The 23386-nt window shown below is 66.8% G+C and carries 24 protein-coding genes; 15 read left to right on the top strand and 9 right to left on the bottom strand.

The window, feature by feature from the left end; translation table 11 throughout:
* The first annotated feature begins 87 nt into the window (after window positions 1-87).
* The 4 genes from AC1RJ5_RS16800 (at window position 88) to AC1RJ5_RS16785 (ending at window position 2114) form a co-directional block, all read left to right on the top strand.
* Entirely contained in the window at window positions 88-489 is a 402-nt protein-coding gene (locus tag AC1RJ5_RS16800; protein ID WP_493114493.1) for an EVE domain-containing protein, read from the top strand.
* 81 nt (window positions 490-570) lie between these two features.
* Window positions 571-1134 carry a sigma-70 family RNA polymerase sigma factor gene (locus tag AC1RJ5_RS16795; protein WP_269576513.1) on the top strand — a complete coding sequence of 188 codons (564 nt, stop codon included), beginning with the start codon at window positions 571-573 and terminating at the stop codon, window positions 1132-1134.
* Window positions 1131-1793, top strand: coding sequence for a hypothetical protein (locus tag AC1RJ5_RS16790; RefSeq protein ID WP_493114491.1), 663 nt, complete (start codon window positions 1131-1133; stop codon window positions 1791-1793). The genes AC1RJ5_RS16795 and AC1RJ5_RS16790 overlap by 4 nt, the downstream gene beginning before the upstream one ends.
* A 27-nt stretch (window positions 1794-1820) precedes the next feature.
* Complete coding sequence (locus tag AC1RJ5_RS16785; protein ID WP_493114489.1) at window positions 1821-2114, top strand: hypothetical protein; 294 nt, start codon at window positions 1821-1823, stop codon at window positions 2112-2114.
* Window positions 2115-2157: 43 nt separating this feature from the next.
* On the opposite strand, the gene AC1RJ5_RS16780 is transcribed toward AC1RJ5_RS16785, so the two are convergent.
* From AC1RJ5_RS16780 to typA, 4 genes are all read right to left on the bottom strand, one after another.
* A complete protein-coding gene (locus AC1RJ5_RS16780; RefSeq protein WP_493114487.1) occupies window positions 2158-3048 on the bottom strand; it encodes a rhamnogalacturonan acetylesterase in 891 nt (296 codons plus the stop codon).
* A gap of 56 nt (window positions 3049-3104) precedes the next feature.
* Entirely contained in the window at window positions 3105-3668 is a 564-nt protein-coding gene (locus tag AC1RJ5_RS16775) for a hypothetical protein (protein ID WP_493114485.1), read from the bottom strand.
* Between the two features lie 217 nt (window positions 3669-3885).
* On the bottom strand, window positions 3886-6150 hold the full coding sequence (locus AC1RJ5_RS16770; RefSeq protein ID WP_342250688.1) for a tetratricopeptide repeat protein: 2265 nt from the start codon (window positions 6148-6150) through the stop codon (window positions 3886-3888).
* 173 nt (window positions 6151-6323) lie between these two features.
* Window positions 6324-8165 carry a translational GTPase TypA gene (gene typA / locus AC1RJ5_RS16765; protein WP_269572968.1) on the bottom strand — a complete coding sequence of 614 codons (1842 nt, stop codon included), beginning with the start codon at window positions 8163-8165 and terminating at the stop codon, window positions 6324-6326.
* A 287-nt stretch (window positions 8166-8452) separates the two neighbouring features.
* Between typA and AC1RJ5_RS16760 the strand changes: the two genes are divergently transcribed.
* From AC1RJ5_RS16760 to AC1RJ5_RS16745, 4 genes are all read left to right on the top strand, one after another.
* The gene (locus tag AC1RJ5_RS16760) at window positions 8453-9025 is read left to right on the top strand and encodes an NADPH-dependent FMN reductase (RefSeq protein ID WP_269572969.1); all 573 of its coding nucleotides are present in this window, start codon (window positions 8453-8455) and stop codon (window positions 9023-9025) included.
* Between the two features lie 106 nt (window positions 9026-9131).
* A complete protein-coding gene (locus AC1RJ5_RS16755; RefSeq protein ID WP_269572970.1) occupies window positions 9132-9488 on the top strand; it encodes a hypothetical protein in 357 nt (118 codons plus the stop codon).
* A 101-nt stretch (window positions 9489-9589) separates the two neighbouring features.
* A complete protein-coding gene (locus AC1RJ5_RS16750; RefSeq protein WP_184164449.1) occupies window positions 9590-10789 on the top strand; it encodes a toxic anion resistance protein in 1200 nt (399 codons plus the stop codon).
* A 3-nt stretch (window positions 10790-10792) separates the two neighbouring features.
* Complete coding sequence (locus AC1RJ5_RS16745; RefSeq protein WP_342250686.1) at window positions 10793-11503, top strand: hypothetical protein; 711 nt, start codon at window positions 10793-10795, stop codon at window positions 11501-11503.
* Window positions 11504-11661: 158 nt separating this feature from the next.
* On the opposite strand, the gene AC1RJ5_RS16740 is transcribed toward AC1RJ5_RS16745, so the two are convergent.
* Complete coding sequence (locus tag AC1RJ5_RS16740; RefSeq protein WP_269572972.1) at window positions 11662-12102, bottom strand: Rrf2 family transcriptional regulator; 441 nt, start codon at window positions 12100-12102, stop codon at window positions 11662-11664.
* An 88-nt stretch (window positions 12103-12190) separates the two neighbouring features.
* Between AC1RJ5_RS16740 and AC1RJ5_RS16735 the strand changes: the two genes are divergently transcribed.
* Window positions 12191-12979 carry a class I SAM-dependent methyltransferase gene (locus tag AC1RJ5_RS16735; protein ID WP_493114480.1) on the top strand — a complete coding sequence of 263 codons (789 nt, stop codon included), beginning with the start codon at window positions 12191-12193 and terminating at the stop codon, window positions 12977-12979.
* Between the two features lie 145 nt (window positions 12980-13124).
* On the opposite strand, the gene AC1RJ5_RS16730 is transcribed toward AC1RJ5_RS16735, so the two are convergent.
* The 3 genes from AC1RJ5_RS16730 to ubiA are packed head-to-tail and all read right to left on the bottom strand — an operon-like array spanning window position 13125 to window position 16207.
* Window positions 13125-13907, bottom strand: coding sequence for a 3'(2'),5'-bisphosphate nucleotidase CysQ (locus AC1RJ5_RS16730; protein WP_269572974.1), 783 nt, complete (start codon window positions 13905-13907; stop codon window positions 13125-13127).
* Window positions 13900-15246 (bottom strand): TldD/PmbA family protein, encoded by a 1347-nt coding sequence (locus tag AC1RJ5_RS16725; RefSeq protein WP_493114478.1) that lies wholly within the window; start codon window positions 15244-15246, stop codon window positions 13900-13902. The genes AC1RJ5_RS16730 and AC1RJ5_RS16725 overlap by 8 nt, the downstream gene beginning before the upstream one ends.
* 46 nt (window positions 15247-15292) lie before the next feature.
* Window positions 15293-16207, bottom strand: coding sequence for a 4-hydroxybenzoate octaprenyltransferase (ubiA, locus tag AC1RJ5_RS16720; RefSeq protein ID WP_269572976.1), 915 nt, complete (start codon window positions 16205-16207; stop codon window positions 15293-15295).
* Window positions 16208-16321: 114 nt separating this feature from the next.
* On the opposite strand from ubiA, the gene AC1RJ5_RS16715 reads away from it, so the two are divergent.
* Window positions 16322-17020: an EF-hand domain-containing protein gene (locus tag AC1RJ5_RS16715; RefSeq protein WP_493114475.1), complete on the top strand. Its 699-nt coding sequence runs from the start codon at window positions 16322-16324 to the stop codon at window positions 17018-17020.
* A 138-nt stretch (window positions 17021-17158) separates the two neighbouring features.
* Entirely contained in the window at window positions 17159-17899 is a 741-nt protein-coding gene (locus tag AC1RJ5_RS16710; RefSeq protein WP_493114473.1) for a 16S rRNA (uracil(1498)-N(3))-methyltransferase, read from the top strand.
* A 113-nt stretch (window positions 17900-18012) separates the two neighbouring features.
* Here AC1RJ5_RS16710 and AC1RJ5_RS16705 read toward each other — a convergent pair whose 3' ends face one another.
* Window positions 18013-19314, bottom strand: coding sequence for a methyltransferase family protein (locus tag AC1RJ5_RS16705; RefSeq protein ID WP_493114471.1), 1302 nt, complete (start codon window positions 19312-19314; stop codon window positions 18013-18015).
* 126 nt (window positions 19315-19440) lie between these two features.
* Here AC1RJ5_RS16705 and AC1RJ5_RS16700 point away from each other — a divergent pair, with 126 nt between their 5' ends.
* Genes AC1RJ5_RS16700 through AC1RJ5_RS16685 form a run of 4 tightly spaced genes read left to right on the top strand, consistent with a single transcriptional unit; the run spans window position 19441 to window position 23263 of the window.
* Window positions 19441-21345, top strand: coding sequence for a M61 family metallopeptidase (locus AC1RJ5_RS16700; RefSeq protein WP_493114469.1), 1905 nt, complete (start codon window positions 19441-19443; stop codon window positions 21343-21345).
* Between the two features lie 42 nt (window positions 21346-21387).
* A complete protein-coding gene (gene ppa, locus AC1RJ5_RS16695) occupies window positions 21388-21936 on the top strand; it encodes an inorganic diphosphatase (protein ID WP_269572981.1) in 549 nt (182 codons plus the stop codon).
* Complete coding sequence (locus AC1RJ5_RS16690) at window positions 21933-22616, top strand: hypothetical protein (RefSeq protein ID WP_269572982.1); 684 nt, start codon at window positions 21933-21935, stop codon at window positions 22614-22616. The genes ppa and AC1RJ5_RS16690 overlap by 4 nt, the downstream gene beginning before the upstream one ends.
* Window positions 22613-23263: a DUF1345 domain-containing protein gene (locus tag AC1RJ5_RS16685; protein ID WP_269572983.1), complete on the top strand. Its 651-nt coding sequence runs from the start codon at window positions 22613-22615 to the stop codon at window positions 23261-23263. The genes AC1RJ5_RS16690 and AC1RJ5_RS16685 overlap by 4 nt, the downstream gene beginning before the upstream one ends.
* The last annotated feature ends 123 nt before the right edge of the window (window positions 23264-23386 follow it).

The following is a 23386-nucleotide window of genomic DNA, read 5'->3' as shown; positions in this document are numbered from 1 at the left end:
GCGCTGAGGTTATGGAGATAACGCCCGGTGGCTGAACTGGTTCGGAATCGGTTGTTAAGCGGCGGTTTAGGCGGCTAAGCCCCGGGCATGCGATACTGGCTGCTGCGCTCCGAACCCGATGTCTATGGCTGGGATGACCTGCTCAAGGAGGGCGCCACCGAGTGGAACGGCGTGCGCAACTACACCGCGCGCAACTTCCTCAAGGAGATGGAGCCGGGCGACCTGGCGCTGTTCTACCATTCGAACACGGAGAAGGCTGCGGTCGGGATCATGGAGATCACCCGCGCCTGGCAGCCGGATGGCGACGACGGCAAATGGGCGAGCGTGGCGGTGAAGCCCGTGCGCAAGCTAGCCAAGCCTGTCACCCTTGCGATGCTCAAGGCCGAGCCCCGGCTCGCGAAGCTGGAGGTGCTGCGCCAGTCCCGCCTCTCGGTGACGCCGGTGCGCGAGGACGAGTGGGCGGTGATCCTCGAACTGGGCGACGCCTGACCCGAAAAAGCCGCGAAGGGTTTTGCGCCGCCGGCCGTTAAGGCCCTGCAGTGCAGGACAGTCTATGCCGGTCGGGTGTTGATGCAGAGTGGCGATGACGACGCGATGATGGCCCGGATCGCACGGCGCGATGCGGTGGCCTTCTCGCATCTCGTCGATCTGCATGCCGAGCGGCTGCATCGCATCGCGTGGCGGATGATCGGCGATGCCGCGGAGGCCGAGGACGTGGCGCAGGAAGCATTGTTGCGGCTGTGGAGCCAGGCGGGCGGATGGAAGACCGGCCGCTCGGGGATCGCGGCCTGGCTGACGCGGGTGGCGATGAACCTGTGCCTGGATCGGCTACGCCGCCGACGCTTCGCCAGCGACGAAGCCGTGCCCGAGCGCGCCGATGAAAGCCCCGCCGCCGACGCGCTGCTCGATGCCGAGCGGCTACGGGCGCAGGCGGTGGCGGCACTCGGCGCTTTGCGCGAGCGTCACCGCGCGGCGATCGTGCTGACCTATTATGAGGAGCTGCCGAACCACGCCGCAGCCACCGCGATGGACATGAACCTCAAGGCTTTCGAATCCCTCCTGCTTCGAGCCCGTACCGCCATGCGCGAAGCACTGGCGGCACGCGGTCTGGTATCGCTGGAGCACGCGGCATGAGCGGCGAGCCCTTCACCGCCGGCGAACGTGCCGCACTCGACCGGGCAAGCCCGCCGCCATTGCGTGCCGGATTCGCCAGGGACGTGACGGCGGTGGCACTGGCCGGCCAATTGCCCCCGCCACGACGGACGCTGCGGGGAAGTATCCGCCGCCACCGTGCGCTCTTCACCGGAGCGGGCGTGCTGCTGCTCACCAGCGCTGCGGCGGCAGCCTCGGGTGTACTCGGCAAGCTGCCGGATCCGCTCCCCGCCATCGCCGCTGTCTTCTCGCCCGCCCCCAGGCCAGCGCCCGTGGTGCATCCCCCGCGACCCAGGTTGGCAAAACCGGCGCCGCAGGCGACTCCGTCAGCTGTTCCGGAGGAGACCAACCCCATCCTCATCCACCGGCTGGAGCGGCGCGCGGCGATCCGCGCCCATATCGAGGCGATGCCGCCCGAGCAGCGCGAGGCGCTGCGTCGCCGCGTCGCCGAACGGCATCCCGAGATCGCCGCTCGTGCCCGGCAATTGCGCGACGAAGGCGATCCGCATCCGATCGCTCGCGCCATTTCCGAGAGCCCGCAGGCCCAGGCGATCCGCGAGCGCTTCGAACGCCGCCGCGCATGGCGGGAGCGACGTCGGATCGAAATGGACCGCGAAGGGAATCTTCCAGTCGACCGTTAGGGGAGCAGCAACCCACGGAGAAAAGCCATGAAGCGCCTGTTGTTTATCGCACCCCTGGCCCTGATCGCCCTGCCCGCCCATGCCCAGTCGTCGCACTCGACCACGGTCGACCGGCCCAATTACCAAGGCTCGCGGACCGTCACGCGGGACGGCCAGGGCAATGTCAGCCGCGGCACCAGCGTCGTCGGCAAGTCCGACGGAGCAATCGCCTCGCACAACTACAGCCGCGTCCGCAGCGATGGCGGCTGGAGCGCCAGCCGGGCCTCGACCGGATTCGGCGGCCGCTCGATTGCACTCAGCCGAAGCTTCCGCCGCCACTGAGCTCTCGTCCGGCGGCCCGCAATCCCGCGGGCCGCCGAAACCCTCAGGGCACGAGTAGCGGGCGCATTTTCGACACTGCCACCGCAAGTTCGTCCGCAACCATCTTGGAGAAGAAATCGGCACCGACCGGCCCGAGATGGGTATAGTCGAAGGCCAGCTTGGCATCGCCAAGCGGCTCCACCGCAGCGTTGTTCTGCGGCGCCGCCAGCGAGGCGGCAACGGCGGTGGGGTTCGCGATCGTTGTCCCGGTCAGCGCGGCTGCCGAGACTTCCCGCACCGGCGGCACCTGGGCGAAGCGGTTTGCCATGGAGGAGCCCAGTGCTTCGACAGCGTCCGCGCTGCGCTTATTCAAATCGATCAGCGGAACATTCAACTCAGTAGCAACCTTGCGGATCGACTCCGACCAGGGCTCGAGATCGCGGTCCAGCTTTCCGTCCTTGAACTGCCTTCGCGTAAGTGGCGTGAGCAATATCGGCTCGGCACCGGCCGCCCGCGCTTCCGCCACATAGCGCCGCAGGTTCGCGGGGAACTCGGTGGCGAGATCGGTCGAGCGGCCCGGCTTGCCCGGCTGGTCGTTATGACCGAACTGGATGAGCACATAGGTCTTCACGAAGCCCGGCGTCTTCATCTCGGCCAGCGCCAGATCCCAGCTGCCCTCCGCCCGATAACTATAGGTACTCCGCCCGCCCCGCGCCAGGTTCACGCACGCCGCGAAACTGGTGACGTGATAGGCGCAGAAGCTGCCGCCCCAGCCCGACAGCACCTGGGTGGTCGAATCGCCGACCAGGATGATCTTCGACGCCTTGATCGGCACCGCCGGCGGACGCTCGGAAGGCACGACTTGCGAGGTCGTCTGCGGTCCCGTCTGGGTCTGGGCCTGGGCCATGCCGGCCGAAAGCACCAGGCCGAGCCCGGCGAGCATCCATTTCGACATCCATCCCTCCTGAATCCTCTTTGCCGCGAGGAGCTAGATGACACCGGTGCCAACGGTCAAGGAAGGGGCAGCTGGATGTCCAGATCGCGCAGCCCCGCGGGCTCTGGAGGCGGGAGGTTGTCCAGGTCGATCGCGACGCGGCCGGACTTGTCGGGCTTCTTCCGAAACACCCGCCCGACCCCGCCGATCGCATCGCCGACCAGCTTGACCGGATTGGTCGACTCGCCGGGCTCCTCGCAGCAGCTGTTCGGATCGACGATCTTGCCGATGCCGCGGATCAGCGCGGTACCCATGCCGAAGATGTTGATCCCGGTGGTGCAGCCTTCCGACCGCGTCGCGCAGGGCGCGATCGAGGCGTTGAGCGCCCCGATGCCGGCGACATCCGGGTTGCTGGGCATCGGCCGGTCGGGCGGCCCGCGCTCGTCGGGCAAGGGCAGGCGCGGCACCGAATCGGCGCCCTGGCCGCAGACCAGGATCTCGTTCTGCTTGCGCGGCGGGCCGCTGGTGCAGGGATCGTTGAGGATCGACCAGCTCTGCTTGCCGTCCGCCGCCTGCCTGGGCTGGTTGACGGTGCCTGGCGCATCCTGCGCGGCAATCAGGACCAGCACCACAAGCAGCATCAAAAACTCCGCCCATCCACCGGGGACTAGACGGAGCTAACCATGGATAACCGCCTGTAGGGAAGCCCTTGGGGTGGAGAAATCACTCGAAGGCGGCGCGAGCGTGGTCAGCAGCCTTTGCGGACTCTGCCTCTCCCATTCTCACGCCCGATCTCGGGGCTAAGCAAATCGCGAAGCGCGATATCTCAAATGGCGCCAGCGCTCCGGAGAATCGGACTCACCTATCCGTCGTCCGTAATCGTGAGATTTCATTGCGAACCAACGCAAGATCGCGCGCGAAGCTGGGATGATCCGGCGAGCGCTCCGCCAAGCGTAACATCATCTTCTCGGCAACTTCGAACCGAACAAGAGCCCCCTCGGCATCCCCCTCAGCTTCGGCAAGCGCCGCCAGCTTGGCGTTGCTGACGAAGAGGTCGCGCTGCCACTCGCTGTTCTCTGGCTCCTGGGCCGCCAGCCGTTCGGAAATCACGAATCCCGACTCAAATCGTTTGCGTGCCGCGCCCAGATTGCCGGACGCCCCTTCGACATCGCCGAGCTTATTATAGCTCACAGCCAGATCACGCTGCCAGTCGCTGTTCTCCGGCGCCTGCGCTGCAAGCCGTTTGCGAATGGCAAGCCCCGCCTCGAATCGTTCACGCGCTACATCCAGATCGCCTGACGCTACCTCGACATCACCGAGCTTATTATAGCCCACCGAAAGATCGCGCTGCCACACGCCGTTCCCCGGTTCCTGCGCCGCCAGCCGCTCGCAAATGGCGAGGCCGGCCTCGAACCATTCTCGCGCCGTGTCCATATTGCCTGACACCACCTCGACATTGCCGAGCCTGTCGTAGCTAACCGCCAGGTCGCGCTGCCACTCACTGTTCCCCGGTTCCTGCGCCGCCAGCCGCTCGGCAATAGCAAGGCCGGCTTCGTACCGTTCACGTGCCACGTCCAAATTGCCCGACGCGACTTCTAGATTGCCGAGCCTGTCGTAGCTAACCGACAGGTCACGCTGCCACACGCCGTTCTCTCGCTCCTGCGCGGCCAACCGCTCGCAAATGGCGAGGCCCGTCTCAAACCACTCGCGCGCCGCGCCCAAATTGCCCGATGCTGCCTCGACGTTGCCGAGCCTGTCATAGCTCACCGCTAGGTCACGCTGCCACTCGCTGTTTCCTGGCTCCTGCGCGGCTAGCCGCTCGGCAATGGCAAGACCTGTCTCAAACCATTCACGTGCCGCGCCCAAATTGCCCGACGCCATCTCGACGTTGCCCAGCCTGTCGTGGCTCACGGACAAGTCGCGCTGCCACTCGCCGTTCCCCGGCTCTTGCGAAGCTAGCCGTGCACGAATGGCAAGCCCTGCCTCGAAACGCTCACGCGCTGCGCCCAAATTGCCCGACGCCATTTCAACGTCACCGAGTTTATTGTAGCTGACCGTTAGGTCGCGCTGCAGCGCTCGATTCTCCGGCTCCTGCGCAGCAAGCCGGTCACAAATGGCAAGCCCTGCCTCGTAACGTTCGCGCGCCGCCCCCAGATTGCCCGATGCCACCTCGACGTTGCCGAGCTTGTTGCAGCTCACCGTCAGGTCATGTTGCCACAAGCGGTTTTCCGGATCCTGCGCGGCCAGTCGTTCGGAGATGGCGAGGCCGGCCTCGAATTGAGCCCGAGCGAGGCGCAATTCCCCCTCTGCGATTAGAATGTCGCCGAACTCATTATGCAGCACACTCCGGTTCCGCTCGTCGGGAGCTCGTTGAAGTGCCGAGGAGAAACAAGCTCGGGCCTCTGCGAGCGAAGAGTAAACCGCCTCCAGCCGGCCCAATTCAATCCAGCTCCACAGATCCTCGGGATCGAGCTCGACCGCGGATCGATAGGCGTCACGCGCCTTGCCGGGGGAGAATGGCGCGATGAGACGCGCGGCCTGGCGGAACCGTTCGGCGTTGCGGCGCTTGCCGGCTTCGGCTTCGGCAACCAGCGCCCGGTAGGCGCCTTCCGGGTCGCCGCTGGTCGCCTCGTTCGCGATCTCGCGGTCGCGGGCGGATTCCGATCCGGCGAGTTGCTGGACGGTGCGCGCCGCGGTCTCGAGCTGCTGCCCGCCGACACCGCCCTGTTGCTTGAGGATCGCAAGGATTTCATCCAGCTGTGCGGACATCCCAGCGTCGCGCTGCTCCGATTCCGCACCCTGCAACGCCGTGTTGGCAAGCGTCTCCTCGGCCAGCGCTCGCGTCCGGTCTCCGTCGTCGGTGACGATCGCCAAGGCTTCCTTTGCCGTGACCGGCCTCGGCCCGAGCAATTGCGCCGCTGTCGCCACGAAACCGAGGATCGCGGCGATGCTACCGATCAGGGGGAAGCCGGGCGTAAAGGCGGCGATACAGGCGTCAGACCAATCCGTGCCTGGCGTATCCTTGATCTTGTCATAGGCAGCACCGACCGCGACGGCCCCGCCTCCAAGAAACGCGCCGCCCGAAACGAATATCGCCTTAAGTGATCCCCACCAGCTCGGCATCGCCCCCTCCGCCCCGCCTGGAGGATGGCAAAGGGAGCGCTGAAATCAAGCGAAGTTAACGCGCAAATGACCCATTTGCATTCGCGCGCACCCTCCCCGCCTTTCCGCGAGGAAGCTCCCCCAAAGCAAAAGGCGCCGGGGTTTCCCTCCGGCGCCTTTCGTGTCTTCGAGCCTCAGGCCGCGTTCTTCGCGCGGCTGGCGCGCTTGCGCTCGTGCGGGTCGAGGTGGCGCTTGCGGAGGCGGATCTTGGTCGGGGTGACCTCGACCATCTCGTCATCGTCGATGTACGCGATAGCCTGCTCCAGCGTCATCTTCTTCGGCGGGGTGAGGCGGACGGCGTCGTCCTTGCCGCCCGAAGCGCGGAAGTTGGTGAGCTGCTTCGCCTTCATCGGGTTGACCTCAAGGTCTTCCGTCTTGGCGTTCTCGCCGACGATCATGCCCTCGTACAGCGCCTCGCCATGGCCGACGAACAGGATGCCGCGCTCTTCGAGCGGGCCCAGGGCGTAGCTCTGCGCTTCGCCATTGCCGTTCGAGATCAGCACGCCGTTCTTGCGGCCTTCGATCTGGCCCTTGTGGGGGCCGTACTTCTCGAACAGGCGGTTCATGATGCCGGTACCGCGGGTGTCCGACAGGAACTCGCCATGATAGCCGATCAGGCCGCGCGACGGCGCCGAGAAGGTGATGCGGGTCTTGCCGCCGCCCGAGGGACGCATGTCGGTCATCTCGGCCTTGCGCTGGTTCATCTTGTCGACGACCGTGCCCGAGAATTCATCGTCCACGTCGATCACGACGGTTTCGTACGGCTCGGTCTTCTTGCCGTTCTCGTCCTCGCCGAACAGCACGCGCGGACGGCTGATGCCGAGCTCGAAGCCCTCGCGGCGCATCGTCTCGATCAGCACGCCGAGCTGGAGTTCGCCGCGGCCGGCGACTTCGAACGAGTCCTTGTCCTCGCTCTCGGTCACCTTGATCGCGACATTGCTCTCGGCTTCGCGCTCGAGACGGTCGCGGATCATGCGGCTGGTGACCTTCGAGCCTTCACGGCCGGCCATCGGCGAATCGTTCACCGCGAAACGCATCGACAGCGTCGGCGGATCGATCGGCTGCGCCTGGATCGGCGTCGATACCGTGGTGTCGGCAATGGTGTTCGACACGGTGGCGACCGTCAGGCCGGCCAGCGAGATGATGTCGCCCGCCTTGGCTTCGTCGGTCGGCACGCGCTCCAGGCCCTGGAAGGTCATGATCTTCGAGGCGCGGCCGGTCTCGATCACCTTGCCGTCCATGTCGAGCGCATGGATCGGCTGGTTGAGCTTGACCGTGCCCGACTGGACGCGGCCGGTGAGGATACGGCCGAGGAAGTTGTCGCGATCGAGCAGCGTCACGAGGAAGCTGAACGGCGCGTCCTGGTCGAGCGCGGGCGGCGGCACATGCTCGACGATCTTCTCGAACAGCGGCTGCAGCGTGCCTTCGCGCGCATCGGCATCGTCCGAGGCATAGCCGTTGCGGCCCGAGGCGTAGAGCACCGGGAAGTCGAGCTGGTCGTCATTGGCTTCGAGCGTGACGAACAGGTCGAACACTTCGTCGAGCACTTCCTGCACGCGCGCGTCCGAACGGTCGATCTTGTTGACGACCACGATCGGGCGCAGGCCGAGCTTGAGCGCCTTGCCGGTGACGAACTTGGTCTGCGGCATCGCGCCTTCCGACGAATCGACCAGCAGGATCACGCCGTCGACCATCGAGAGGATGCGCTCCACCTCGCCGCCGAAGTCGGCGTGGCCGGGCGTGTCGACGATGTTGATGCGAACCGGCTCGCCGCCACCCGGAGGCGCCCACTCGACCGAGGTCGGCTTCGCCAGAATGGTGATGCCGCGCTCCTTTTCGAGGTCGTTCGAATCCATCGCGCGCTCTTCGACGCGCTGGTTGTCGCGGAAGGTGCCGGACTGACGGAAGAGCTGGTCGACGAGCGTGGTCTTGCCGTGGTCGACGTGCGCGATGATCGCCACGTTGCGGAGGTTCATGATGCTATCCTGGAAGTAAGTTGGCGGGCCCGTACAGCAATTTGTGCGTTGCGGGAAGCCCGGTGATTCGCCGCGGCTTTCGAGACCTGCCGCCCCGAAAATGTTGAATCCCTTGAATCCCCATGCGTGCACGCGGGGTGCCTCCCAGGGGAGATGGGCAGGCGCATTGCCGGCGGCAAGGGGAGCCGGGTTCACCAAATGGGGGGATTGGAGCAAGTGCGCGCATCGGACATTCTGAACCACAAAGGCGCCGTGTAGGACAGCGCGAACCGCATGAAGGGAAGACCATGGCCGAGCCGCTCAAGATCCTCGTCATCCTGGGGAGCATCCGCGAGGGGCGGATGGCCGAGCCGGTGGGCCAATGGGTGGTCGAGGGCGCGGCGGCGCGGCCGGAGCTCGATCCCGAGCTGATCGACCTCAAGGACTGGAACCTGCCCTTCTATGCCTTTGCCAAGCCGCCGGCGGCGGGGGACTATCAGGACCCGCTGCAGCAGCGCTGGGCGGAGAAGATCGCGAGCGCCGACGGCTATATCCTGATCTGCCCCGAATATAATCACGGGCTGCCGGCGGTGCTCAAGAACGCGCTCGATTTCGTCTATGCCGAATGGCACCGCAAGCCGGTGGCCTTTGTCGGCTATGGCGGCAATGGCGCGGCACGATCGATCGAGCAGGCGACGATGGTGGCGCGCGAGCTGCGCATGGCGCCGCTGGAAGCGTCGGTGCACATCATGAGCGTGTGGAGCAAGGTGACCGGCGGCCGCTTCGCGCCGGACGACAAGGATGCACGCTGGACCCAGCACCTTTATGACGAGCTGACCTGGTGGGGCCGGACGCTGCGGGCCGGGCGGGAGCAAGGCTGAGCCCCGTGGTTCCAGCCCAGCTGTTTCGGGGTGACGCGAACAGAGTGTGATATATAGCTATATCACAAGCGGCGCTGCCGGGTGTGGCACGCAAGGGAGTAAGGGAATGAACAAGGGAATGGCGCTGCTCGGGCTGGCGCTGCTGGCGGGCTGCTCGGGCGCGACGACCACCGAGAAGCAGAGCGTGAACCTGGTGCTCGATGCCGATTTCACCACCGGCACGCTGCTGCTGACCTGCCGCGATTCGAGCAGCGGCAGCTGCCATGTGCTGGTCGCCGGATCGGGCGAGCCGGTGCGGCTGAGCGCGGAGAAGGGCAAGACGGCGGAATCGGCGACCGGCGCGGCCGAGGGCGCGCGCTTCTGCGCCGGCGGGGCCGAGCCGCAGAACGGCTGCAGCCTCACGCCGCTGCGCGACGGCGAGCAGATCTATCGCTCGAGCCGGGTGAAGACCGAGAGCAAATAAGCGCCCCTTGGCTTGGCCCGTGGGTGTATTATATAAACGACACAGTTGGACTGTTGTCCGGATCACCCTATGCTTAGGCCGGACAGTTTGGAGACGCGAGAATGGCAAGCGAGACCTTGGTGGCCGAACAGGATCTGGTGCTGACCCCGCCCGAGCCGGTGAAGGTCGTCGCGCCGGAAAAGGCAGCCGGGCTGGTGCCGGTGGACGATACCAAGAAGACCGAGCTGGAGACCCGCGTCGACAGCTTCATCGAGGATCTCGTCGCGCAGGACGTCAACAGCCCCGAGTTCGGCAAGCGCGTCGATGCGATCGCGGCGATGGGGCAGAAGGAGATCCGCGACGCGGCGGGCCAGTCCAACCGCTTCCTCGACCGGCCGGTCAAGGCGATGGGCAATGACGGCGTCGGCGCCGACCTGCTCGCGCTGCGCAAGAAGGTGGAGGAGCTCGATCCCAGCCAGAACGGCAAGCTGATCGGCGGCAGCCAGGGCTTCCTGTCCAAGCTGTTCGGCGGCGGGATGCAGCAATATTTCCGCAAGTACCAGTCGTCGCAGACGCACATCAACGGCATCCTCAAGAGCCTGGCCAACGGCAAGGACGAGCTGCTGATGGACAATGCCGCGATCGATACCGAGCGGCAGAATCTCTGGGCGTCGATGGGGCGGCTGGAGCAGATGATCTACTTGTCCAAGGCGATGGACGCGAAGATCGAGGACAAGGCCAACGAGCTGGATCACACCGATCCCGCCAAGGCCAAGGCGCTGCGCGAGACCGCGCTCTTCTATGTCCGCCAGCGCACCACCGACCTGCTCACCCAGATGGCGGTGACGGTGCAGGGCTATCTCGCGCTCGACCTGGTCAAGAAGAACAATGTCGAGCTGGTGAAGGGCGTCGACCGCGCCAGCACCACCACCGTCTCGGCACTGCGTACCGCGGTGACCGTGGCGCAGGCGCTGACCAACCAGAAGCTGGTGCTCGACCAGATCACCGCGCTGAACAGCACCACCGCGGGGCTGATCGATTCGACCGGCGCGCTGCTCAAGAGCCAGTCGGCGGCGATCCACGAACAGGCGGCGAACTCGACCATCCCGGTCGAGACGCTGCAGCGTGCCTTCCAGAACATCTATGACACGATGGACGCGATCGACACGTTCAAGCTCAAGGCGCTCGACAACATGAAGGTGACGGTCAACACGCTGTCGAACGAAGTCGAGAAGTCGAAGGGCTATATCGCCCGCGCCGAGGGGGCTTCGCAGAACCAGGTCTCGGGCGGGGCGGAGACGTTCAAGCTGGAGGCGATGTAAGCCGTGCCCACCGATGTCGATCGCGAACTGAACCGGATCGGGAGCACGCTGGACCGCGTGCGCAGCCGCACCGACTTGGCCGTCTCCAGCCGCAACCGCCAGCACCGCGAGGCCGAAGTGGTCCGCCGGCTCGGGCGGATCGCGGCGGCGGACGGCGCGATCCTCGTCGGCGCCATCGCCTTTGCACTGATCGTGGCGCCGCTGGGCATCATGGGCGCGATGCTGGTGGCGGTGCTGATGATCGCGGCGACGATGCTCTTCGCCGTAATGCCGGCGAGCACGCCGGTGAATGTCGAGAAGCTGGCGGAGATCCCGCTCAAGGCGCTGCCGCGCTCGACCGAGCGCTGGCTGGAGACGCAGCGCCCGGCCCTGCCCTCGCCGGTGCGCGGGCTGGTCGATTCGATCGGGGTGAAGCTGGAGACGCTGGCGCCGCAGCTGGCAACGCTCGACGAGAACAGCCCGGCGGCGGTGGAAGTGCGCAAGCTGGTCGGCGAGCAGCTGCCCGAGCTGGTCAAGGGCTATGGCCGCGTACCCGAGCCGCTGCGCCGGGTGGAGCGCAACGGCCTCACCCCGGACCAACAGCTTGCCCAGGGCCTGCAGCTGATCGACGACGAGATCGCCGAGATGACCGCGCAGCTGGCGCAGGGCGACCTCGACAATCTCGCGACGCGCGGGCGGTTCCTGCAGATCAAGTATCAGGGCGAAGAGGGCTAGGCGCGGGCCTATCCGGGCGCGTCGTGCTTCCAACTGTTCCCCGGCGAAGGCCGGGACCCAGTTGCACTGTCGCCCGCGAGGGTAGACCGCCCCAACCAGCTTCGCCGAAACCGGGCCCCGGCCTTTGCCGGGTAACTGAAGAAGTATGTTGGCAGGGCCTAATGCGGCCAGCCGCCCGCCGCGCAGCGCGCGTCGAAGCTGCGGGCCAGCTCGGCCAGGCTCACCGAGCCCAGCCGCGCCACCAATAAAGCCTCCGCCTCGCGCAGCGCATCGTCCAGCGCTTCGTTGACCGCCTGCTCGACCGCGCAGGCCGGGTTCGCATGCTCGCTGCCGATCGCGAACAGGGTCGGGCCGCCGACGGCGCGGTGGATGTCGAGCAGCGAGACCTTGTCGAGATCGGCGGCGATCGCCCAGCCGCCGCCATGGCCCTTTTCCGAGCGGACATAGCCCGCATCACGCAGCCCCGCCATCGTCCGGCGGACGACCACCGGATTGGTCTGGAGCATCTGGGCGATGTGCTCCGACGTCATCGGCCCGTCGTGCCGCGCCATGTGGAGCAGCACATGGAGCATCCGGGATAGGCGGCTGTCCTTTCGCATCCTGTCTTTCCTCGGGCGCGCCGGGCCGGTTGGCAAGCGCGTGCTTTCATGATACTTGTATTGTTACATGATTCGCGAAAGGCAGCCAATGACCGAGAAGAAGCACGAGAACCCCGCGCATTGGGACGAGACGGCGGCCAATTACGAGCGCACCGCCCATCCCTTCACCGCGCAGTTCGCCGAGGCGGCGCTGGCGCGGGTGACGCTGACGCCCGGCATGCAGGTGCTCGACGTGGCGGCGGGGACCGGAGCGCTGACGCTGGCCGCTGCGCGGAGCGGCGCCTATGTGCTCGCCACCGATTTCTCGGCCGGGATGGTCGCGCGGATCGCCGCCGCGAAGCTGTCCAATGTCGATGCGGAGGTGATGGACGGGCAGGCGCTCGACCTGCCGGATGCGAGCTTCGACATCAGCTTCTCGATCTTCGGAGTCATCATGTTCCCCGACTGGCGCAAGGGGCTGGCCGAGATGGCGCGGGTGACGAAACCCGGCGGGCTGGGTGTACTCGCCACCTGGCGGAGCGAAGGCGCGGCGACGTTCCTGCTGCTCTCGCAGATCCGGCGGCGACTGTTCCCCAGGCTCGACGGCAAGACCAGGCTGCCCGAGGGCGCGGTGGCGCTGGGCGATCCCGAATGGCTGTCGGCCGCGATGGTCGATGCCGGGTTCGCGGCGCCGGAGATCAGCCAAGTGACGCATGATTTCGTGCTGGACGTGTCGCAGCTCGACACGCCGGACGAATTGTTCGGGATGAGCCCGGACTGGGTGGCGCTGGATGCGGAGCAGCAGGCGGCGGTGGTCGAGGAGGTGCGGCGTATGGCCGATGGGCAAGCGGTGTTGCCGATACCCTCGACGGCGCTGATTGCGGTGGCGGGGCGGTGAAGTTCTGATGACGGAATAGTATCAGCTGTTCCCCGGCGAAGGCCGGGGCCCAGTTGCAATGTTGCCTGAGAGGTTAGACCGCGCCAACCAGCTGCGCCGAAACTGGGCCCCGGCCTTCGCCGGGGAACTTAAGGGAGGAAACTAACTAGCTCTCCAGCGCTTCCCGCGCGCGGTGCGCCAGTCGCTCGATCGCGGCTTCGTGGATGCCCGGCGCGCTCGCGAGCAGGCCGAAGGCCTTGGCGCTCGGCGTGTTGAAGGCGAGCGGCTGGCCGAGCACGTCGGTGATCACCCCGCCGGCCTCGTGCACCAGCAGCACGGCGGCGGCGACGTCCCATTCATTGCCCCAGCGGATCGTGGCGAGCAGGTCCGCCTCGCCCGCCGCGACCATCGCGATGCGCAGCGCGATCGAATTGGGCTTGTCGACGATCACAAGGTCGGCATCGACCTTGGGCAAATGGTCGGTCGGCATGCGCGATCCGGCAAGCTGGTCGCGCGGGGTGACGTGGAGCTGCACGCCGTTGCGCGCGGCGCCCCTGCCCGCTTCGGCGATCCAGCGCTCGCCGCGCGCCGGCGCATCGAGCACGCCGATCACCGGCGCGCCGTCCTCGACCAGCGCGACCGAGACCGACCAGCCGGGACGGTGGCGGAGATAGTCGCGGGTGCCGTCGATCGGATCGACCACCCAGATGCGCCGGGCGTCGAGCCGCGCGCGGCTATCGGCGGTCTCCTCGGACAGCCAGCCGGCATCGGGAAGCAGCGCACTCAGCCGTTCGCGGAGCAAAGCGTCCAATTCGAGATCGACATCGCAGACCGGGCTGCCGGGCACCTTCTCCCAGCGTTTGAACTCGGTCTCCCAGCGCGTCATGGCGAGGCGGCCCGCCTCCGCGGCGATCGCCGCGACTTCGGAGGCGAGGCCGGCTTCAGGCACCGGCGATCGTCATCCAGTCGATGCGGATCGTCGGCGCGTTGATCCCGTAGCGGAACTCGAGGTCGTTCGCCGGGGTCATCGCGAGGAACATGTCCTTCAAGTTGCTCGCGATCGTGATCTCCGAAACCGGGCGGGTGATCTCGCCCTTCTCGATCAGATAGCCGGCGGCACCGCGGCTATAGTCGCCGGTGACGCCGTTGACGCCCTGGCCGATCAGCTCGGTGACCAGGATGCCATAGTCGATCTCGCCGACCAGCGTTTCCGCCGGGATATGGCCGGCTTCCATATAGAGGTTGGACGGCGCCACGCCCGGCGCGCCGCCGATGCCGCGCGAGGCATGGCCGGTCGGCTCGAGACCGAGCTGGCGGGCCGAGGCACTTTCGAGCAGCCAGGTCTCGAGCATGCCGGCATCGACCAGCTTGACCGGCTGGACCGGCAGCCCCTCGCCATCGAAGGGGCGCGAGCGCAGCCCGCGCGGGCGGTGCGGATCGTCGCGGATCGTCACGCCCCTGGCGAAGACCTGCTGGCCGAGCCGATCGAGCAGGAAGCTGGTCTTGCGGGTGATCGCGGCACCCGAGATCGCGCCGAGGAAATGGCCGATCAGCCCGGCCGAGACGCGGCGATCGAAGACGACCGGCATCGCGCCGCTGGGGATCCTGGCCGGATCGAGCCGGGCGACCGCGCGCTCGCCGGCGAGCGTGCCGATCGCCTCGGGCGCCTCGAGCTGGGCGGCGTGGCGGGCCGAATGGTGCGCATAATCGCGCTGCATGTTGCCGCCGGCGCCGGCGAGGACACTGGCCGAGATGCCGTGGCTGGTCTGGGCATAGCCGCCGGTGAAACCGTGGCTGGTCGCGAGCGTCATCACCGAGCGCGAGGCGCCGGCGCTGGCACCCTCGCTGTTGGTGACGCCCTCGACGCTGCGCGCGGCCTGCTCGGCGCGCTCGGCCAGGGCCTTGAGGCTCTGCGGATCGACATGCGCGCCGTCGTCGAGATCGAGCTGGGGCGGGGCGCCGTGGAGCAGCCTGTCCTGCGGGGCGAGGCCGGCCCATTTGTCCTCGGGCGCTTCCTTCGCCATCGCGACGACGCGCTCGACCAGCATATCGAGTGCGGCCGAACTCAGGTCCGAGGTGGAGACGCTGGCCGAGCGCTGGCCGATGAAGACGCGCAGGCCGAGTTCCTCGCTCTCGGAACGCTCGACATCCTCGAGCGCACCCATGCGGACGGAGACGGACTGCGAGCTGTCGGCGGCGAACACGGCATCGGCGGCATCGGCGCCCGCCCGGCGCGCCCGCGCGACGACATCGGCGGCGCGTTCACAGGCTTCGGAAATGGTCAGCATCGCGCCGACTTAGGTATGCCGGGGCCGAAGGTCAAAGCGGCAGCAGTCAAAGCGTCTGGCCGACGACGAAGCAGGCGGCGAACATCAGCAGCCCGGCATTGCGGTTCGACCGGAAGCGCGCGAGCGCGTTGGCGCCGTCGGCGGTGTCGAGCGTCGCGACCTGCCAGAGCAGGTGGAGCGCCATCGGCAGCAGGGCGAGGAGCGCGAGCCAGTCGGGGCGGAGCTGCCAGATCGCGGCGCCCCAGCAGGCTATCGCGACGACGTAGAACGCCGTCACGCCGCCCTGGATATGCGCGCCCATCGCGCGGGCCGAGGAGCGGACGCCGACCAGCGCGTCATCCTCGATATCCTGGATCGCATAGATGGTGTCGTAGCCGATCACCCAGGCGATGCAGCCGGCATAGAGCAAGGCGAGCGGGAGCAAGGGCTGGGTGCCGATCTCGGCCCAGCCGACCAGAGCCGCCCAGGAGAAGACCATGCCGAGCCAGGCCTGGGGCCACCAGGTGATCCGCTTCATGAAGGGATAGGCGGCGACGGGCGCGATGCTGGCGAGCGCCACCAGCCGCGCCGGCCAGTGGAGCTGGAACCAGACGACCAGCCCGACCAGACAGAGCAGGCCGAGCCAGAGCAGGGCAGCCTTCACCGACACCGCGCCGCTCGCCACCGGGCGGCTGCGGGTGCGGGCGACCTGGCGATCGAGATCGCGGTCGACGATGTCGTTGAACACGCAGCCGGCGCCGCGCATCGCGATGCTGCCGAGGAGAAGCCAGAGGATCAGATCCCAGCGCTCGACCGCACCGCCCGACAGCGCGACCGCCCAGGCGCCGGGCCAGAACAGCAGCCACCAGCCGATCGGCCGGTCGAACCGGGCGAGCAGGGCATAGGGTCGTGCGGCGGCGGGGAGCAGGCCCACCAGCCCGCGATGCTCGGTATCGGGTACGATCTGCTGCGCTTCGGCCATGGCCTGTCCCTCCGCGCCTGCGCGCCAAAGATCAAGCCCGCAACATTCTGGCATACTCCTGCGACAAAGCGGGCGCAGGCGCGGGTTGCCTTTATTTCACCCGGGAAACAGTCGATGCGCCTTTTCCTCGCCAGCCTGACGCTCGCCGCTGTCGCCACCCCTGCCCTGGCCGATGATGCGCCGAGCTTCTTCATCAGCCCGATGGGCGAGCCGTTCCGCGGGCCGGACGCGCCCAATATCTGGTTCGACAAGGCCGATGCCAATCATGACGGCGTGCTTACCCAGGACGAAATGGAAGCCGATGCGGCGCGCTTCTTCGCGACGCTCGACAAGAACAAGGATGGCGAGCTCGATCCCGAGGAGATCGAGAATTACGAGACGGTGGTCGCGCCGATGATCAGCGTCGGCGGCTATATGGGCGACCAGCCGGAAAGCACCGAAGGCGATGGCGACGGCCAGAAGCGTGCGCCTGCCTATGTCGCGCAGGGCGCCGCCCGCTTCGGCTATTTCGACTATCCCGAGCCGGTGGTGGTGGCCGACACCAATTTCGACCGCGGCGTGGATGCGCGCGAGTTCCGCGTCGCCGCCGACAAGCGCTTCGCGCTGCTCGACAAGAATGGCGACGGCAAGCTGGAGAAGTCCGAACTGCCCAAGATCGAGAAGGCGAGCTTCAGGCCCGGCAAGCGCGGCAGCGGTGGTGGTCGCGGACGCGGTGGACATGGCGGCGGCGGGCGTCGCGGTGGCGGCGGCTATGGCGGTGGCGGCATGGGCTCGGGCGGTGGCATGGGTGGCATGGGTGGTATGGGCGACTAAGGCCGCCTTTTCTCGTCACCCCGGGCTCGACCCGGGGGTCCCGCTGTTTCCAAACCAAGCAGAAACGGGACCCCGGCTCACGGCCGGGGTGACAGGAAAATGATTCAACCGGATTGGGTTCCAGTCTAGAGCATTGCCATGCCCGCTACGCCCGCCTGGCCGCCCCAGTCCGCCCCGCGCCTGTTCGTCGAGACCGAGCTTTCGCCCGGCGAGATCAAGATCGACGGCCCGCAGGCGCATTATCTGATCTCGGTGATGCGGATAAAGATCGGCGAGGCGATCAAGCTGTTCGACGATCGCACCGGCGAATGGGCCGGGGTGGCGCGCTCGATCGGCAAGCGCGACCTGATCCTCGAAGTGACCGACCAGTTGCGCGAGCGCGAGCCGGTGCCGGACCTGTGGCTGTGCGCAGCGCCGATCAAGAAGGGACGGATCGACTGGATCGCGGAAAAGGCCTGCGAGCTGGGGGTCGACCGGCTGGTGCCGGTGCTGACCCGGCGCGCGGTGGTCGACAAGCTCAACCTCGAGCGGCTGCGTGCGCACATGATCGAGGCGGCCGAGCAATGCGGGCGCACCGCCCTGCCCCGGCTCGACGAGATGGTGAAGCTGCCCGCGCTGCTGCGCGACTGGCCCGAGGAGCGGGTGCTGTTCTTCGCCGACGAGACCGGCGGCGTGCCGGCGGTGGACGCGATGCGCGCCAATCCGGGACCGGCGGCGATCCTGATCGGACCCGAGGGCGGGTTCGACGAGAGCGAGCGCGAGGCGATCCGGGCGCATCCGAAAGCGATCGGGATCGCGCTGGGGCCGCGGATCCTGCGGGCGGAGACGGCGGCGGCGGCGGCGGTGTCGCTGTGGATGGGGGCTGCGGGGGACTGGTGATCGCCGCGTATCACCAACCGTCACCCTGAACTTGTTTCAGGGTCCAATTCTCCACCAACGATATCTTCCGAGGCGCGCTGGATGCTGAAACAAGTTCAGCATGACGGAGTGGATCAGGCCGGCCGCAGCTTGCTACCCACCCAGGCGAAGAAGCGCGGCACCGGGGCGTTGCGCTGCATCCAGGCGCTGTATTCCTGATAGGCCGGATCGGCACCCAGGTGCAGCTCCTCGGTGCGGGCGCGCCAATAATAGATGCCGCTGACCACGCCCATGATGGCCGCGTTGCGCAGCCCCTCGACCCAGCTGGTGGTGGCGAGGAAGGGCAGGCCCGAGAGCCACCAGAACAGGTTCTTCGACAGATAGGCCGGGTGGCGGCTCCACGCGTACGGCCCATGGGTCAGGACACCGCGGTGCGTGAGGTTGGAGAAGCGCAGGCCGAAGGCGATCGTCGCCCAGGCATAGATGCCGGTCAGCACCACCAGCACCGCGCCGAGCCCGCCCAGGATCCAGGGATGATTGGCGAACCAGAAGGTCCAGTCGGCGCTGCCCGGGTGATAATCGAGCACGCCGCCTTCGTTCATCAGCACGAAGGGCGGGTAGCAGATCAGCGCCGCGGTCCAGCCCGCCGCATAGGGCGTGGCGCTGCGGATGTGCGAATCGAGCGGGCGCATCGTCAGGATGTAGCCGGCGGTGGCGAAGGCCACGTCGATCACGAACATGAAGCTGATGCAGTAATTGGCGATCACCGCCGGGCTGTCGAACATGCGCGCGAAGTTCCAACCGACGAAATCGCCGAAATTGGGCGGTACGATCGAGAGCATGAAGGCGAGGAAGAAGCCCTTGATCGCCCAGCTGCGCAGATGGTTCTGGATCGCCGGCATGTCGATCGGCTCCTTGACCCCCATCAGCCATGCGCCGAGGTGCCAGGCGCCGTCCTTCGGCTGGACCAGCTTGCGATCGAGCCACAGGACATAGGGGATCGAGAGCAGGAACAGCGCCGGCGCCGCCATCTCGATGCACCAGATCGACCAGCCGAAATTGGCGTAGCGGCCCGTCCACCAGAAGCGGAACGTGGCATAGATCAGCGCGATCCCGCCCCAGGTGAGCCAAAGGCCGGTGAGCTTGGTGATCGAGATGTCGAGCGTATCCCTGAGCGTACGCTTCGAGGACCAGTCGATACCGGTGCTGCGGTTCAGGTGGACCTTGTCGATAAAGATCGACCAGAGCACCATCGGCAGGGCACAGGCGACGACATTGACCAGTGCCGAATAGGGCCCGTCCATGCCGTAGAAAGTCGCGATCGCGGTCCACAGGCTCATGCCGGCCAGGCCCGCCATGCCGACACCGGTACTCACCGCCGAGCGGGGCCGCGGATCGGCCTGGCTTTCCGCCGTCAGCTTGGGATCGTGATACATGGCGGAAACGAGTAGCGCGCAATGGTTAGCGTCCCGTGAAGGATTGCTGTCACGCGCAGGTCTTTACGCTTCCGCCCGCAGGGTCCTATGACCCTCCCACTCGAAAATGAGAGGTCGCTTCCACCGATGATCCGTGCGCTTGCCGCAGCTGCCCTGCTCGCCTCCGTCTCCGCTCCCGCCATCGCCCAGAATTCGGTGGTCCAATCGGCGCCGGCGCAGACCGCGCCCTATCCGAACACCATCCCCGATGCGCGCGACGTCGCCTATCCCGGCACGCTGACGCTCGACATCGACGCGACCGACATCACGCGCGGCATCTTCAACGTGAAGGAGACGATCCCGGTCGCGAAGAGCGGGCACATGGTGCTGCTCTATCCGAAGTGGATTCCCGGCAAGCACGGCCCGCGCGGCGAGATCGAGAAGGTCGGCGGTCTCGTCATCAAGGCGAACGGCAAGGTGATTCCGTGGAAGCGCGATCCCGTGGACGTCTATGCCTTCCACATCGACGTGCCGGCGGGCGCGAAGAAGCTCGATGTAAGCTTCAACTTCGTCTCGGCCACCGTGGGCGACCAGGGCCGCATCGTGATGACGCCCAACCTGATGAGCCTGCAGTTCTTCTCGCTGAGCCTCTATCCGGCCGGCTATTTCGTCCGCCGCGTGCCGATCCAGGCGAAGGTGACCTATCCCCAGGGCTGGACCGCCAGCTCGGCGGTGGACGCCAAGGTGGCCGGCAATGTCTACAGCTATGACAAGACCAGCTACGACATCCTGATGGACTCGCCGGTGCTCGCCGGCCGCTATTACCGCCAGCTCACGCTGAGCGACCGCGTGACCGTCGAGACCTATGCCGACAGTGCCGAGGAGCTGGCCGCCAAGCCCGAGCAGATCGCGGCGCATGCCAAGCTGGTCGACCAGGCAGTGAAGACCTTCGGCGTCGAGCATTATGATCACTACCGCTTCCTGCTCTCGATCAGCGAGGAACTGGGCGGGATCGGCGTGGAGCATCACCGCAGCTCGGAGAACGGCACGGGCCTGGGCTATTTCACCAAGTGGGACGAGAAGGCGACCAGCCGCAACCTGCTGCCGCACGAATACACCCATAGCTGGGACGGCAAGTTCCGCCGCGGCGCCGACCTGTGGACCCCGGACTATCGCGTGCCGATGCGCGGCTCGCTGCTGTGGGTCTATGAGGGCCAGACCCAGTTCTGGGGCTATGTGTTACAGGCGCGCTCTGGGCTGGTGAGCAAGGCCGATACCCTGGATGCCTATGCCAATATCGCCGCCAACCTCGACAATCGCCAGGGCCGCACCTGGCGCCCGATGGGCGACACCACCAACGATCCGGTGATCACCCCGCGTTCGCCAAAGGGCTGGGTGAGCTGGCAGCGCAGCGAGGACTATTACAACGAAGGCCTGCTGATCTGGATGGAAGTCGATTCGATCCTGCGCGAGAAGTCGGGCGGCACCAAGTCGATCGACGATTTCGCGCATATCTTCTTCGGCGGCCGTGACGGCGATTTCGGCGAGCTGACCTACACGTTCGACGATGTCGTCGCGACGCTCAACCAGGTCCTGCCCTATGACTGGCGCACGCTGCTCAAGGAGCGTGTCAACGACGTGTCGGAGCATGCGCCGCTCAGCGGGTTCGAGCGCAACGGCTACAAGCTGGTCTATAACGACACCCCCAACAAGGTGACGCCCAAGACCGCCACCGACCTGTCCTATTCGATCGGCCTGTCGATCGGGCCCAAGGGCATTACGGGCGTGATGTGGGGCAGCCCGGCGTTCGACGCAGGCATCACCCTGGCCGACGAGATCGTCGCGGTGAACGGCGCGGTGTTCAGCGGCGACAAGCTGCGGGACGCGGTGAAGGCCGCCAAGGGCAGCAAGGAGCCGATCAAGCTCACCGTGAAGCGCGGTTCGCGCTACCGCGACGTGGCCATCGACTATCATGACGGGCTGCGCTATCCGCACCTCGAAAAAACAAGCGAAGGAGAGGCTGGCCTGGACAAACTCCTCCAGCCCAAGTGAGGCCGGAGGGGCGCAACCGCCCAGCTAAGGGATAACAGCAGCGTGCGTATTGATCTTATTCCGGTGGGTGATGATCCGCCGAACAGCCTGAACGTCATCATCGAAGTGCCGGTCGGCGGCGAGCCGGTGAAGTATGAGTTCGACAAGGAGAGCGGTGCGCTCTTCGTCGATCGCATCCTGCACACTCCGATGCGCTATCCGGCGAATTACGGCTTCGTGCCGCACACCCTGTCGCCCGACGGCGATCCGCTTGATGCGCTGGTCATCGCGCGCTCGCCCTTCGTGCCGGGCTGCGTCGTGCGCGCCCGCCCGATCGGCGTGCTCAAGCTCGAGGACGAGGCCGGCGGCGACGAGAAGCTGATCTGCGTGCCGGTCGACTCGACCTTCCCTTACTATTCGGACATCGGCGAGCGGCAGGACCTGCCCTCGATCGTGCTCCAGCAGATCGAGCACTTCTTCAAGCACTACAAGGACCTCGAGTCCGAGAAGTGGGTGCGCATCGGCCAGTGGGGCGATGCCGAGGAAGCCAAGAAGATCGTGATCGAAGCGATCGAAGCCGCGAAGAAGGCCAAGGAGGCCGCCGCGGCTTGAATGGCGCGCTGGCCTGGCGACTGTGCGCAGTGGCCGGGCTGGCGACGCTGGCAGCGTCGATGGGGTTCGGGCGCATCCCGGACCTCGTCGCCTGCGGCCCCACCCATGGTGCCGGGCCGATCATTGCGCTCGAGCTGGTCCGCAATCCCGCCGAGCTCGCCGAACTGTTCGGCGCCCCGCCCTGTTCGGAGAAGTTCCGCATCGCGCAGCTGAGCGCGAGCTGGTGGGACGCGCTCGTCTTCATCCCCGCTTACGCGACCTTCCTGGTCCTCGGCGCCTGGGCGCTGCGCCACGGCGCACGCACGCTGGGCCTCGCCGCGATGGGCGTGCTGTTCGCCGCCGCGCTGTTCGACCAGGTCGAGGGCGTGATCCTGCTCCAGATCCTGCCGGTCGGCCCCGATGCCCAGAGCCTGTTCGACATGCTGTTCGTCGTGGTGCGCACCAAGTTCGCGCTGCTCGGCATCGGCGAGCTGATGTTGTCGCTGCTGGCATGGCGCGGAACCCTGGTCGCCAAGCTTACCGCCGTGCCGCTGGCGGCAGGCGGGCTGGTCTCGCTCTGGTTCCTGCTGAGCGAACCGCACCATCCCTGGATGATGCAGGCGCACAGCTATGGCTGGATGGCGCTGCTCGCGCTTGCCGTGGTGGGTGCGATCAACCCGCGCTGGGTGCGCCGGGCATGAGCGCGCCGCATCGCCGCGGCATCGGCAATGTCGTGGCGCCGCCGCGCTTCCTGCTGTTCCTCGCCGCGACCCTCGCGTCTGGCTGGATCCTGTTGCCGGCGGTTGGCCTGCATTTCGGCGTCATGCTGGCCTTCGATATCGGCGCGGCCGCCTTCCTGATTTCGACGATACCCCTGCTGAGCCACCGCGCCAGCGGGATGCGTGAGAGCGCCTGCCGCAACGATGCCAACCGGCCGATGCTGCTGCTGATCACGGTAATGGTGGGCGCCGCTGTGTTCACCTCGATCGCCGCCGAAGTGCTGAGCGGGATCAAGTCCAACCCCTGGGCGCTGCCCGCGATCCTCGGCACACTGGCGCTGAGCTGGACGTTCAGCAACACCATCTACGCGCTGCACTATGCGCATATCTTCTACACGGCGGCACGGAACGGCGCCGATTCGGGCGGGCTGGAATTCCCGGACACCAAGGAGCCCGATTACTGGGACTTCCTCTATTTCGCGGTCTGCCTGGGCATGACCTTCCAGACCAGCGACGTGACCATCTCCAGCCGGCGCCTGCGCCGCGTGGTGACCGCGCACTGCCTGGCGGCGTTCGTGTTCAACCTGGGCATCCTGGCGTTCACGATCAACGTGCTGGGCGGCGGCTAGGCGATCGTCACCCTGAACTGGCTTCAGGGTCGAACCCTTCGCGAGGAAGGGGCAAGAGGCTCGAGCGCTTCCCCGCGCCGCACGTTGGATGCCGACGCAAGTTCAGCATGACAAAGAATGCGG

Source organism: Sphingomonas sp. GW822-FHT03G08 (assembly GCF_058801135.1).
Note: the sequence above shows the minus strand (reverse complement) of the source record. Positions and strands in the feature narration are given on the sequence as shown.